The organism is Granulicatella elegans (assembly GCF_020735385.1).
Classification (GTDB): Bacteria; Bacillota; Bacilli; order Lactobacillales; family Aerococcaceae; genus Granulicatella; species Granulicatella elegans_B.
On the sequence record NZ_CP085953.1, the window covers coordinates 1,228,260 to 1,242,136 of the forward strand.

A 13,877-nucleotide genomic window follows, 5' to 3' on the forward strand; every position below is an offset into this window, starting at 1 on the left:
AGTGAATGAAGAAAAAAGTAGTAGCATTACTTGGTCTAGGCTTACTTCCAATTTCAAGTGTATATGCTGAAGAAGCAAAAAATGTTGAAACAAATACGTTAACAACAATTGAAGAAAAGCCAGCAAACTTAAAAGAAGTGGGAGAAAATAAATTAACAAAAGAAATCCCACAATATAAAGAAGTTAAAGAAGAAACTAAAGAACTTAAAGCTGAACCAAAAGAAACTAAAACAACTAAAGAAGCTAAAGAACAAGTTGAAAAAACAGCTCAAGTACAAAAAGAAAAATTAGTTGTTGGAAAAAATATCGAATTAAAAGAAGGAAAGTATTATAAAAATAGTACTCTGATTACAAAAGAATGGATTTTTAATGAAAAAGAAGGAGCTTGGTATTATCTTTCTGAAACTGGAGAAGTCGTTAAAAATGCATGGGTTGGAGATTACTACTTAGGTCAGGATGGAAAAATGCTTTCTAATCAATGGTTATATGATTCATTCTATAAAGGATGGTATTATTTAACGAGCAGTGGTGCATACGCTAATGCAACATGGGTTGGAGATTATTATTTAAAACAATACGGTAAAATGGCGGATGCTGAATGGATTTATGATCCAAATTATCAATCATGGTATTATTTAAATAATGGTGGAAGTTATGCTCGTTCTCAATGGGAAGGGGATTACTATTTATATGCTGATGGAAAAATGGCAACAAAAGCATGGGTAGATTCAGAAAAATATTATGTAGATGAAAATGGAAAATGGGTCGAGTATGTTAAACCATTAAATACTCCATGGTACTTCCAAAGAGACCCTCAATGGGGTTCTGAAATATTAAAAGGAATTACAATGGCTGCTTCAGGATGTGTACCAACTTCTCTTTCAATGATTTTCAATGGGTTTGGCGAGAATACAACACCGATTGAAGTAGCACGTTGGATTATTGAAAATACTGAGTCGATGAATACAAATGGCTATGTTGGAACTAGAGCAAAAGGTGCAGCAGCAGCACTGAAAGCATGGGGATTTGATTATAAAGTCATTAATACAAAAGAAGATGTTAAACAAGCTTTAGTTGAAGGGAAAACGATACTAGCTTGTGTTGGGCCAGGACATTTTGTTAAAGTAGCAGACGGATCTCATGCCATTGTATTAAGTGGATACCAAGATGGTAAAACATTTGTTAGAGACCCTGAAAATAATGGGAATAGTAGATGGTTTGATATCGATGATTTATGGAATCAAAGAAGTTTCGATGAAGGGGATATCGAATTAGGTGGTCCATTTACGGTTGTAGAAAAAGTTGTTACTAAAAAATGATTGCAATCTGAGTCAGAAATCTGTAGAATCAGCTTATAAAATAAAATGATGGAGAAATATACAATTGTCAAGTAGAAAACATTGACAAACAAGAGATTCCTTAGTATAATTCTCTATGTTGCTTTAGGGGTGAAAAATGTGAAAATATCATTAAAACAACTTGAAAATTCTCAAGGAATGCCTGTTTATTTTGAAGAGGAAATGCAAGTAGAAGATAACTTAAAAAGTCGTGACGATACGATAATAGCAGTTTCTCCTGCTGTAGCCAAAGGATTTCTTGTTTATCAAAATGAAACAGTCATTGCACAATTTACATGTGTTGTCGATATCACGCTTCCTTCATCCAGGTCTCTAGAGCCAGTGGTTGTGCCATTGTCAATAGAAATTGTTGAACGATATATTCCAAAAGGAACTTCATTTGAAGAACAGGAATTAACAGAAATTGTTATTCCGTTAGAAACTGATTGGATAGATTTACAACCTGCTGTGGAAGATCATATTTTACTTTCAATTCCTTTACAAGTCTTATCGCCAGAGGAATTGAGTGAAGACCGAATGCCAAGTGGTCAAGATTGGGAAGTGATTTCTCAAGACGAGTTGTCTTTAAGACGTACAGTTGCAAAAGAGCAACAAATTGATCCAAGGTTAGCGGCTCTACAGTCTTTCTTCGATTCCGATGAGACTGAAAAGTAAAAAGCATTTTATGTAAAGAAGATTGATTAGGAGGTGTACAAAATGGCAGTACCAAAACGTAAAACATCAAAAGCTAGAAAAGCTAAACGTCGTACTCACTTCAAATTAGAAGTACCAGGGTTAAACGCATGCCCTAACTGTGGTTCATTAAGAAAAAGCCACCATGTTTGCCCATCATGTGGACAATACGATGGAAAAGAAGTTGTTTCTCAAGAAGCATAATTTTAACAATCAAGCCTACACATTTGTGTAGGTTTTTTTATGGCTCATCGACAAATAAGAAAGAGATCGCCGTATCATACGGTGATCTCTTTTTCAATATACCTGGATATTGGATGCTTACGATTATTGGACGGTAATGATTTTCTAGTGTACAATGTGAGAAGAAAAGGAGAAGAAAATAATGTTAGTATTATCCCTATTATTAATCACCATTACGATTTCATCTTATTTTATTTTACAATTTTATTTTGGTACAAGAATTTATTTTTCAGAATCATTTTTCTTAACAATAAGAGAAGTCATGCTTCCTCTTTTATTTGTTAGTTATGAAATCTTTAGTCAGTTACTTTTAGGTAGATCCTTAATGCCTTGGATAATCGTATTCAGCAGTTTAGCAGGAATGTTGTTATTATTAGTGAAAAAAAGAAATCTAGACTTCTACATTCGACAATTTGTCTATCAATTTTGTTCGATTGAATTTCTAATTTTAGTGATGGGTCATTTTATTTTAGGATGTCAATTTATTTATTTTTTGATTTTTAAATAAAAATTTAAAGAGAAAAAGAGCACCCCGTATGATTATACGGAGGGCTCTTTTTGTTTTTTGGGTAAAAATAAGATTCAAAGTGGCAAAGCAGTTAACCCTAAATTTATAAAAATGGGTTAGAAATAAAATATTTTTTAACTTTTTTGATAAAAAAGTGGTGAAAAGTGGGGGAGTGTGGTAAAATATGGTTAATTATGAATGATAGGAGGAGTCTGCATGTTAATCGGTGAATACCAACACACAATAGATGCTAAGGGACGTATGATTGTTCCAGCGAAATTTCGTGAAGATTTAGGATTCACTTTTGTTGTAACGCGTGGACTAGATGGTTGCTTATACGGCTATCCTCTTGATCAATGGCAATTGCTTCGTCAAAAGTTGAGTGAATTACCTCAATCGAAAAAAGACGCTCGTGCATTTGCTCGTTTCTTCAATTCTGCTGCAAGTGAAGTAGAATTTGATAAACAAGGAAGAATTAATATCACAACAACTTTAAGAGAACATGCAGGTTTAGTGAAGAACTGTCGTGTCATTGGTGTGAATGACCGAATTGAAATTTGGGATGAAGAACGTTGGAAAGCATATATTGCTGAAACCGAAGAGAATTTTGAAGAATTAGCAGAACAAATGGCTGATTTTGGATTTTAGAAAGGATATTAATTAAAAATGTTTAAACATGTAACTGTATTGCTACATGAAACAGTGGATAATCTTGAAGTAAAACCAGATGGGATTTATGTAGATTGTACATTAGGTGGAGCAGGACATAGTGAATATTTATTAGGCCAATTGACAACAGGACATTTATATTGTTTTGATCAAGATATGAATGCGATTGATAATGCTAAAATCCGTTTGGAAAAATTTATAAATGAAGGTAAAGTAACGTTTATTCATGCGAATTTTAGAATGATTCAGAAAATATTGAATGAATTAGGAATTAAAAAAGTTGATGGAATTTTGTATGATTTAGGAGTATCTTCTCCACAATTAGATCAAATTGAGAGAGGTTTTAGTTATCATCAAAATGCTATTTTAGATATGAGAATGGATCAAACAGCACCATTAACTGCAAAAAAAATTATTAATGAATGGGGTTATGATGAATTAGTTCGAATTTTTTATCGTTATGGAGAAGAAAAATTTTCCAAACAAATTGCGAGAAATATTGAACGTATTCGTCAAGATCATGAAATTGAAACGACTGGAGAATTAGTGGATATTATTCGTGGTAGTATTCCTGCTGCTGCAAGAAGAAAAGGCGGGCATCCTGCCAAAAGAATTTTCCAAGCGGTGCGTATTGCCGTGAATGATGAATTAGCAGCAGTGGAGGATTCACTGGAACAGGCTTTTGATTTATTAGAAGTCGGTGGAAGAATCAGTGTGATTTCATTCCATTCTCTAGAAGATCGTATTGTAAAGACGATGTTTAAACAACAAAGCACTGTTGAACAAGGGCCTAAAAATTTACCAATTTTACCAGGTCAGTTAGAAAGTGCGAATTTTAAATTGATTACTAGAAAACCAATTTTGCCAACAGAAGAAGAAATGCAAGAAAACTCACGATCACAAAGTGCGAAATTACGTGTGATTGAGCGTGTAAAATAAGTAGTAAAGGAGGCGTTTTTTAATGGCATTAGCAAAACAAATCGTTGATGTAAATTCAACAACAATAGCCAGAGAAGCCTATCCGAATACTTATAAAGATGCAGTAGTCACAGCTATTCCGCAGGAAAGAGTAAAAGTTAATTATGTACGTAATATGATTGTTGGGTTAGTGATTATGTTTGCTTTAGCAACCATCGCAATTATCAGTTCAATGGTTGTAACGAATAAAAACCGTCAATTACAAGACATTCAAACAAATACAACATTGATGCAAAGAAAAAATGATACGTTATTACAATCGGCACAAGAATTATCACAATATGACCGTGTGAATCGTATTGCTAAAGAACAAGGATTAAAGATGGGCGAAAATAACGTAAGGAATGTTGAACAATGAAAAAAAAACATTTTAAGGAATATATGGGAAATAGAAAGATTGCGATACATTGCTTGATGGCAATCGCATTCTTCTTATTTCTCATTTTTTCTATCAATTTCTATAAAATCATGGTGCTTGGTCAAAGTCATGGCGTTGATTTAAGAAAAGAATTAGATAAAAAATTAACACATACAACATTATTAAAAGCAAAACGTGGAAATATTTATGATGCGAGTGGTAGTCCCATTGCGGTAGATGCGACGAATTTTTCTTTATTCGCTGTATTAACAGATCAATGGGATAAGGGGAAAAATGATTACGTTCAGGATATTTCTAAAACAGCTGCTGTTTTATCGAAGTATATCGATATGAAAGCTCCAGAAATTGAAAAAATCTTATCTCAGAAAAATGTCTCGCAAGTAGAATTTGGTAACGCGGGAAAAAATCTTTCTGTTGAAACGAAAGAAAAAATTGAAAAAGAAGCACTTCCAGGAATTAAATTTACGGAAAATCTTTCTCGTTATTATCCAAATGGGATTTTTGCTTCTCATTTGATTGGATATACGGATGTTGAAAAAGAAGAATTAGATGGGAAATCTGTTGAACAATTAGTTGGAAAGATGGGTCTTGAAGCATTATATAATGCAACTTTAACTGGGAAACCTGGAGAAGTAACTGCAAGATTAGACGGGAATGGATATGTTATTTCTGGAAGTGAAGAAGTAACGGAACAACCAAAAGATGGAAATGACTTATATTTAACCATCGACAAAAAAATGCAGACCTATTTAGAATCTTTAGTGTCTCAAGTGAATGATAAGTATTTACCAAGTCAATTAACAGCGATGTTAGTAAATCCAAAAACTGGGGATATTGTAGCTGCTACACAACGTCCTACATTTAATGGAACAACTAAAGAAGGAATTTCTACTATGTGGAATAATCTCTTAACGGATGAAGCCTATGAACCTGGTTCTACGATGAAAGTGTTAGCACTTGCAGCCGCTATTAATGAAGGTGTATTTGACCCGAATGAAAAATATGATTCTGGTAAAATTCAAATTTTTAAAGATTTAGTACGCGACTATAATAAAGTTGGATGGGGAAGAATTACATATTTAGAAGGATTAGCGCATTCAAGTAACGTTGCTTTTGTTCATGTGATTCAAAAAATTGGCGTTGAAAAATGGAAACAATATTTAGATTTATTCGGATTTGGTCAAAGTACAAAGTCAGGTTTTATAAATGAAGTATCAGGCTTAAATTCCTATAATTCTTATTTACAACAATTAACAACTGGTTTTGGACAAGGAATTTCTGTGACAGCTTTCCAAATGGTACAAGCCTTTACAGCCATTGCCAATCAAGGAGAAATGAAGAAATTAAGAATTGTGGATCATGAATTTAGACCGTCAACGAATACAACGATAAATTTTTCTGAAAATTCTTTAGGTCAAGTGATTAAACCAGAAACGGCTAAGAAAACATTGGAGTATTTATATCAAGCGACAATGATGAAGGATGGGACAGCGATTGGATTTAATATTGAAGGGGAAGAAGTAGCTGCCAAAACAGGAACTGCAGAATTAGTAAATCCAGAAACAGGAAGATATTATTCTTATGGAAGTAATTATATTTACTCAGTAGTAGGCTTTGCTCCTGCGAAGGATCCAAAATATATTTTATATATCACTTTAAAACAACCGCAAAATAATCCTTATGGAGCCGGAGGAAGTGCTTTAATTAAGGAAATTTTTAATCCGATGATGAAACGTGCGTTAGATTATAGCCGATTAACGCAATAAGAAGGAGGAATTCAATCATGTTAGCGACAGAATTAGCTCGATTGATTTATTTGAAAAAAATAGTTGGCGATTTATCTGGAGTAACAATTGATTATTTAGCGCAAGATTCAAGAAAAGTTCAACCGAATACATTGTTTTTCTGTATTGACGGAGTGACAGTCGATGGACATTGTTTTGCTGCTGCTGCAAAGGAAAAAGGAGCAGTTGCATTTGTAGCGAGTAAGTCAATTCAAGACCAAGTAGGGGATACGCCTGTCATTTATGTTAAAGATGTGACAAGAGTGATGGCATTATTGGCAAATCATTTTTACGGATATCCTACTCAGAATCTGCAAATGATTGGTGTTACAGGAACTAATGGGAAAACATCAGTTACTCATATGATTGATGCATTATTAGAACAACCGGATAAACCAACTGCATTAATTGGAACAATTTATCGTAAAATTGGTTCGAAAATCATTCCAACACATAATACAACTCCAGAAATTTTAACATTGCATGAAACCTTTCAAGCGTTAAAAGAAATTGGTGGAGAAACTTGTTTGATGGAAGTTTCTTCTCATGCTTTGCAATTAGGTCGTATTTGGGGATTGGATTATGACTGTGTAGTGTTTACGAATTTAACCCATGAACATTTAGATTTGCATAAAACAATGGAACAATATGCACACGCTAAAAGTTTATTGTTTTCGCAATTAGGAAACTATGTAGGAGAAAATTCTAAACCGAAAGTAGCCATTTTGAATGCGGATGATGCACAGTTTGAAATGTTTGAATATTCAACGCCTGTCCAAGTGATTAGCTATGGAATTACAGAGGAAGCTGACTTCAAAGCAGAAAATATTCGTATAGAAAATAGGCATACAATCTTTGAATTGGTCATTCAGAATGATGTTCGTTATTTAGTCGATATGCCATTATTAGGAACCTTTAATGTATACAATATGTTATCTGCGATTGCTGTAGCCTACGTTTATGGAATTCCAATGGAAGAAATTTTGAAAAAAGTGAAAGCTTTCCAAGGGGTAGCAGGTCGTATGCAATCCATTGATAAAGGGCAAGATTTTCAAGTGATTGTAGACTTTGCACACACACCAGATGGACTAGAAAATGTATTAGATTCACTAGCACAAATTCCACATGGAAAAATCATTACAGTTGTGGGACATAGCGGTGGAAATCGTGATTCTAGTATGAGACCGGAATTGGGAAGAATTGCTTTAACAAAGTCGGACCATGTTGTGTTTACGGCAGATAATCCACGAACAGAGCCATTAGATAATATTTATCAAGGATTAGTAAGTGCAGTAAATAAGAAATCTGTTTCTTATGAATGTATTGATAAACGTGAAGAGGCCATTGAAAAGGCACTTCAGTTAGCCAATAAAAACGATATTGTTTTACTTGCTGGAAAAGGTGTTGAAGCCTATCAAATTATTGGTGAAGTAGAATATCCTTATAATGAAATCGAAATCGTAGAATCATTATTAATGGATAAATAAAAAGGAGAAAATAATGATATTACAACTATTACTTATATTAGGAGCAACATTACTAGCTACTGTATTTGCTGAGCCTAAATTTATTCAATTTATGCGTAGGAATCAGTTTGGACAAATTACTTTAGAAGATGGGCCGTCATGGCATCAAGCTAAGAGTGGTACACCAACAATGGGAGGATTTGTCTTCTTAATGATGATTGGAATGGTTAGTATCATTCTTGGAGGATTATTCGGACATTTTAATTTCACATTATTAAGTGGTGTAATTGGATTTGTGTTTTTTGGTGGAATCGGATTTTTTGATGATTTTATCAAGGTGTTTAGAAAGCAAAATCAAGGGCTTAAAAGTCATCAAAAATTTGTTTTACAATTATTAGGATCAGCTGTTTTTGTAGCTTTATTCTTATTAAGTGGACGTGATCCATTAATTTATATTCCATTTATTGGTGAAGTACATAGTTTAGTATTATTTGCCATTTTCACAATGATTTGGATTACAGGATTTTCAAATGCGGTGAATTTAACGGATGGCTTAGATGGACTTGCAACATCTACTTCCATTGTCGCTTATGGTACGTATGCATTTTTAGCGATTCAATCTAATCAAGCAGAAATTGCATTATTCTGTTTCAGTGTAGTTGGAGGATTAGTTGGATTTTTAATTTTCAACTGGAAACCTGCTAAAATTTTTATGGGGGATGTTGGTTCTTTAGCATTAGGCGCTGGTTTAGCGATTATTTCTTTAATGCTTCATCATGAATGGAGCTTACTAGGAATTGGAATTGTATTTGTTTTAGAAACAGCGAGTGTGATTATTCAAGTAACCTCATTCAAATTAACCGGGAAACGAGTATTTAAGATGAGTCCTATTCATCATCACTTTGAAATGTGTGGATGGAAAGAAGTGAAGATTGTAGTAGTCTTCAGTTTAGTGGGATTAGTAGGTACGCTTATGACATTCCTATTTATTTAGAAAAGCTATTTAGCTTTTCATACATATTTTTCGGCAGTATTTACTGCCATATACATATTGAAATCATTCTAGGGGGCATATTAGGTGCTAAATAAAAAAGTTTTTGAACATAAAAGAGTATTAGTCATTGGATTAGCAAAAAGTGGCGTAGCAGTTGCCAAATTATTATTACATCAGGGAGCGATGGTGACGGTCAATGATCGTATTCCATTAGAAGAAAATCCAAATGCTAAAAGTTTAATTGAAGAAGGAATTCGTGTTTTAGCGGGTTCACATCCGGTTGATTTATTAGAAGAACATTTTGACTTTGTTGTGAAAAATCCGGGAATTCCATACCATAATTGTATGGTCGAAGCAGCCATCAAAAAAGGGATTCCAGTATATACAGAAGTTGAAATTGCGTATCAGTTATTAGAAGGATTGATCATTGGGATTACTGGTTCAAATGGGAAAACAACAACGACTACTTTAGCTAGCTTAATGTTGAAAGAATCTTTCCCTGAGCGTGAAGTTTATGCTGCAGGAAATATTGGAATTCCATTATCTCAATTAGCAGAACAATCGACAAAAGAAGATATCTATGTTTCTGAATTAAGTAGTTTCCAATTAATGGGAATCGAGCAATTCAAGCCGAAAATTGCGTGTATTGTGAATATCTTCAGTGCGCATTTAGATTATCATGGAACTCGTGAAGAATATATTAAAGCAAAACTTCAATTGACGAAAAATCAAACGAAAGACGACTATTTAGTCTATAATGCCGATTATCCAGAATTGATGACATTGATTGAAGGTCATACAAAAGCAACATTAGTTCCATTTAGTAGAAAAACAGTTTTAGAATTTGGTGCTTGTGTTGAAGGTGATGCCATTTGCTTCAATGGCCAAAAAGTAATGTCTGTTTCAACGATTCAAGTTCCTGGAGCGCAAAATGTTGAAAATGTATTAGCAGCAGTTGCAATTGCTAAATTAGCAGGAGCTACGAATGAAGGCATTCAAAAAGCGGTACAAAACTTCCATGGTGTAAAACACCGCACACAATTTGTTAAAGAAGTGAATAAGAGACGTTTCTATAATGATTCAAAAGCCACTAACATTGTTGCAACTCAAACAGCATTACGCAGTTTTACCAATCAATCGGTTATTTTAATCGCAGGTGGGTTAGACAGAGGAAATGGTTTTGATGAATTAGTTCCCGATTTGACAGCTGTATCTGGTATTGTTTTGTATGGAGAAACAAAAGAAAAATTACAAGAAGCAGCGAAAGTTGCAGGTGTTCCTGTTATTGAAGTTGTGAATACGTTAGAAGAAGCGACTAGAAAAGCTTATGACATTAGTAAAGAAGACGATATTATTTTATTATCACCAGCTTGTGCAAGTTGGGATCAATTCAAAAACTTTGAAATTCGTGGCGATGAATTTATTCAAGTTGTAGAGAATTTATAAGAAAGAGGAAATATTCATGAGAGTTGTCGTATCTGGCGGAGGGACAGGAGGTCATATTTATCCAGCCCTTGCATTTATGAGATATTTAGAAACACAAGAAGATGTTGAATATTTATACATCGGGACTAAACGTGGATTAGAGAGTAAAATTGTTCCACAAGCAGGCTATACATTTGAATCTGTTAAAATCGAAGGACTAAAACGTTCGCTTTCATTAGAAAACTTAAAAACAGCTTACTATATGGTAACAAGTGTGATAAAAGCAAGAAAGATTTTAAAAGAATTTAAGCCAGATGTTGTGATTGGGACTGGCGGTTATGTTTGTGCACCCGTATTATTTGCCGCCAGTTTATTAAAAATTCCAACTATTATTCATGAACAAAATAGTGTTGCAGGAATTACAAATAAATTTTTAGCAAAATGGGTCAATAAAATTGCGATTTGCTTTGAAGATGTGAAAAAAGATTTTACATCCTATAGTGATAAGGTCGTATTAACAGGAAATCCTAGAGGACAAGAAGTTGTCGAAATTAAGAAAAATCCAGAATACTTAGCTTCAATTGGAGTTCAGACAGATTTACCAATTGTTGTAATTTTTGGAGGAAGTCGTGGGTCTGAGCGAATGAATGAAGTATTTGTTGAGGCTTTAGAAGGATTTGCAGATAAAAATTATCATGTCATAATGGTTACAGGAGAAGTGCATTATGACAAAATCAACAATCAGATTACAAAATTGGAAAAATCATTGCCAAATGTTTCTGTTTTTCCGTATATTAAAGATATGCCACAATTATTCCAAAACGTGGATTTAGTGGTTTGTCGTAGTGGTGCAACCACTTTAACAGAATTAACAGCATTAGGATTAGCGAGTATTTTAATTCCAAGTCCATATGTAACGAATAATCATCAAGAAGCCAATGCTCGTTCATTAGTCGATCAAGGTGCAGCTTCAATGATTTTAGAAAAAGAATTAAATGCCCAAACAATGTTAGCTGAAATTGATGAAATTTTAGTAGATTCTCAAAAGAAAGAAGCCATGGCTGCTTCTGCTAAGAAAATGGGAATTACTGATGCCAGTGCAAGATTAACAAGTATGATTCATGAAATCATTTAACATGATAAAGGAGGAGTTTTATGAAATTTTTTAAAAAAGATTCAACTTCTTCACCTCCTCCGCCAGAGTTCAATGAGGAGGTACAAAATAAGGAATCATTACTGATATTGAGAAAAATCTTTTATTTTTCTAAGTTAGAGATGAGATTTTTATGGTGGATTTTTATTGCAAGTATGATTTGGGGATTGTATTTTATTTCTCCTCTTTCAAAACCAAAGGAGATTTATGTGTATGGAAATCGACAAGTGGCAGTTGAAACGATTCAAGAACAAGCAGGCATCAAAAAAGGAAAGAGTATTTGGGGAATTTTATCAGAACATGAGATTATCCAAAAAAGATTAACCGCTCGAAATCCTAAAATCAAAGATGTATCAGTAACATTATCAGGATTGAATACAATCCAGTTAACGATTTTAGAAAATCCTGCCATTGGTTATTATGTTGAAGATGGACAATACAAGGAGTTATTAGCAGATGCTCAGTCGATTTCAGTAGAAGAACTAACGAGTAAAGACAATTATCCAGAATTAGTGAACTTCACTGAAGAATCAAGAACTCAATTAGCGAATCAATTGGAGAAAACTTCCCCAAGTGTGATTAGTAGTATTCGTCAAATTCAATATGTAGATCCCAAACAAAAACCATTAAAACTTCATTTGAAAATGAATGATGGTATGAAAGTGATTGGGACGTTAAAAGATATAGGTGAGAAGTTAAATTATTATCCAAGCATTTTAAAACAATTACCTAAAAAATCAGGAACAATTGATATGGAAGTTGGAATTTTTTACACACCTGACGTGAATGCCCAATAAATTGAAAAAAATTATTAAGAAAATATACAAATGTTTTCTTAACAGTAAAGAAATATGTTAAAATAAATCAGTATAGTTATTTATGAAAGATAAAAAGAAAAAATAATAGGAGGTTTCAATAAACGTGAAAAATCAAGGAATTTATGTGAGTTTAGATATTGGAACCACTTCAATTAAAGTTGTTGTTGCTGAATATATTCGTGGACAATTAAACATTATTGGAGTCGGCAATGAAAAATCTCAAGGACTAAGCCGGGGAGTAATTGTAGATATCGATGAAACAGTTGAATCTATTAAAAAAGCCGTAAAACAAGCAGAACAAAAAGCAAGTATTCAAATTCAAGATGTTATTGTAGGAATCCCAAGTAATCAAATTTCAATTGAGCCATGTCATGGAATGATTGCTGTATCAAGTGAAAATCGTGAAATTACAGATATTGATGTTCATAATGTGATTTCAGCAGCAAAAGTTCGCTCAGTTGCACCTGAAAGAGAAATTATTTCTGTCATTCCAGAAGAATTTATCGTGGATGGATTCGATGGCATTAAAGATCCTCGTGGAATGATTGGGGTTCGTTTAGAATTATATGCAAGTATGATTACTGGACCAAAAACAATTGTTCATAATATTAAACGTTGTATTGATAAAGCGGGATTAAATATTGAAGAAATGGTGATTCAACCACTTGCCATTAGTCAAGTAGCAATGTCAGCTGGTGAACGCGAATTTGGTACCATCTTAATTGATATGGGTGGTGGACAAACAAGTGCGTCAGTGATGCATGATCATCAACTAAAATTCTCATACGTAGATCAAGAAGGCGGAGATTTCGTTACAAAAGATATTTCTGTCATCTTGAATGCAAGTTTTGAAAATGCAGAACGAATCAAACGTGAATATGGTTATGCCATTTCTACTGAAACTTCTGAAGATGAATTTTTCCCAGTTGAAACAATTGGTAAGAAAGATCCTGTGAAAGTAGATGAACATTATTTATCAGAAATTATTGAAGCAAGAGAAGTTCAAATTTTAGAAAATATTAAACGTGCTCTTGAACATGTGGATGCATTAAGCTTACCTGGAGGAATTGTTTTAACAGGTGGAGCATCTTCAATGGCAGGTGTACTTGAATTAGCTCAAGAAATTTTTGGAGTAAATGTGAAAACTTATATTCCTGAACAAATAGGAATGAGAAATCCAATTTATGCAACAAGTATGGGATTAATTCAATATGCTGCATCATTAGATGACGTGCATCGTATTGCCCAAAAAGGCAAAATAACAACTGAAAAGAGAGTAACACCTCTAACAAACTCTAGCCGTCCAGTTGTAGACCCAACTCCACAACCAGTTGAACAACCAAAAGTTGAAGTAGAAGTAGCAAAAGAAACTGAATCAGAAAGTTTTGGAGATAAAGTGAAAAACTTCTTCAAAATGTTCATTGACTAGT

The 13,877-nt window shown here is 33.6% G+C and carries 14 protein-coding genes; all 14 read left to right on the plus strand.

Features of this window, described 5'->3' with window-relative positions; translation table 11 throughout:
- The first annotated feature begins 5 nt into the window (after positions 1–5).
- Positions 6–1,319: a C39 family peptidase gene (locus tag LK443_RS06145; RefSeq protein WP_227931067.1), complete on the plus strand. Its 1,314-nt coding sequence runs from the start codon at positions 6–8 to the stop codon at positions 1,317–1,319.
- A gap of 138 nt (positions 1,320–1,457) precedes the next feature.
- The gene (locus tag LK443_RS06150) at positions 1,458–2,012 is read left to right on the plus strand and encodes a YceD family protein (RefSeq protein ID WP_227931068.1); all 555 of its coding nucleotides are present in this window, start codon (positions 1,458–1,460) and stop codon (positions 2,010–2,012) included.
- A gap of 42 nt (positions 2,013–2,054) precedes the next feature.
- Positions 2,055–2,234, plus strand: a complete 180-nt coding sequence (rpmF, locus tag LK443_RS06155) for a 50S ribosomal protein L32 (protein WP_006703042.1) — start codon at positions 2,055–2,057, stop codon at positions 2,232–2,234.
- A 181-nt stretch (positions 2,235–2,415) separates the two neighbouring features.
- On the plus strand, positions 2,416–2,781 hold the full coding sequence (locus tag LK443_RS06160) for a DUF3397 family protein (protein WP_227931069.1): 366 nt from the start codon (positions 2,416–2,418) through the stop codon (positions 2,779–2,781).
- Between the two features lie 216 nt (positions 2,782–2,997).
- On the plus strand, positions 2,998–3,429 hold the full coding sequence (gene mraZ / locus LK443_RS06165; protein WP_227931070.1) for a division/cell wall cluster transcriptional repressor MraZ: 432 nt from the start codon (positions 2,998–3,000) through the stop codon (positions 3,427–3,429).
- Between the two features lie 18 nt (positions 3,430–3,447).
- Positions 3,448–4,389: a 16S rRNA (cytosine(1402)-N(4))-methyltransferase RsmH gene (rsmH, locus tag LK443_RS06170; protein WP_227931071.1), complete on the plus strand. Its 942-nt coding sequence runs from the start codon at positions 3,448–3,450 to the stop codon at positions 4,387–4,389.
- 22 nt (positions 4,390–4,411) lie between these two features.
- Complete coding sequence (locus tag LK443_RS06175; protein ID WP_227931072.1) at positions 4,412–4,786, plus strand: cell division protein FtsL; 375 nt, start codon at positions 4,412–4,414, stop codon at positions 4,784–4,786.
- Positions 4,783–6,573, plus strand: a complete 1,791-nt coding sequence (locus tag LK443_RS06180) for a peptidoglycan D,D-transpeptidase FtsI family protein (protein ID WP_227931073.1) — start codon at positions 4,783–4,785, stop codon at positions 6,571–6,573. The genes LK443_RS06175 and LK443_RS06180 overlap by 4 nt, the downstream gene beginning before the upstream one ends.
- 17 nt (positions 6,574–6,590) lie before the next feature.
- Positions 6,591–8,078 (plus strand): UDP-N-acetylmuramoyl-L-alanyl-D-glutamate--2,6-diaminopimelate ligase, encoded by a 1,488-nt coding sequence (locus LK443_RS06185; RefSeq protein ID WP_227931074.1) that lies wholly within the window; start codon positions 6,591–6,593, stop codon positions 8,076–8,078.
- 13 nt (positions 8,079–8,091) lie between these two features.
- Entirely contained in the window at positions 8,092–9,051 is a 960-nt protein-coding gene (gene mraY, locus LK443_RS06190; protein ID WP_227931075.1) for a phospho-N-acetylmuramoyl-pentapeptide-transferase, read from the plus strand.
- Between the two features lie 84 nt (positions 9,052–9,135).
- Entirely contained in the window at positions 9,136–10,497 is a 1,362-nt protein-coding gene (murD, locus tag LK443_RS06195) for a UDP-N-acetylmuramoyl-L-alanine--D-glutamate ligase (protein ID WP_227931076.1), read from the plus strand.
- Positions 10,498–10,513: 16 nt separating this feature from the next.
- A complete protein-coding gene (murG, locus tag LK443_RS06200; RefSeq protein WP_227931077.1) occupies positions 10,514–11,611 on the plus strand; it encodes an undecaprenyldiphospho-muramoylpentapeptide beta-N-acetylglucosaminyltransferase in 1,098 nt (365 codons plus the stop codon).
- Positions 11,612–11,631: 20 nt separating this feature from the next.
- Positions 11,632–12,426 carry a cell division protein FtsQ/DivIB gene (locus LK443_RS06205; protein ID WP_227931078.1) on the plus strand — a complete coding sequence of 265 codons (795 nt, stop codon included), beginning with the start codon at positions 11,632–11,634 and terminating at the stop codon, positions 12,424–12,426.
- A 124-nt stretch (positions 12,427–12,550) separates the two neighbouring features.
- A complete protein-coding gene (gene ftsA, locus LK443_RS06210; protein WP_227931079.1) occupies positions 12,551–13,876 on the plus strand; it encodes a cell division protein FtsA in 1,326 nt (441 codons plus the stop codon).
- Position 13,877: the final 1 nt, after the last annotated feature.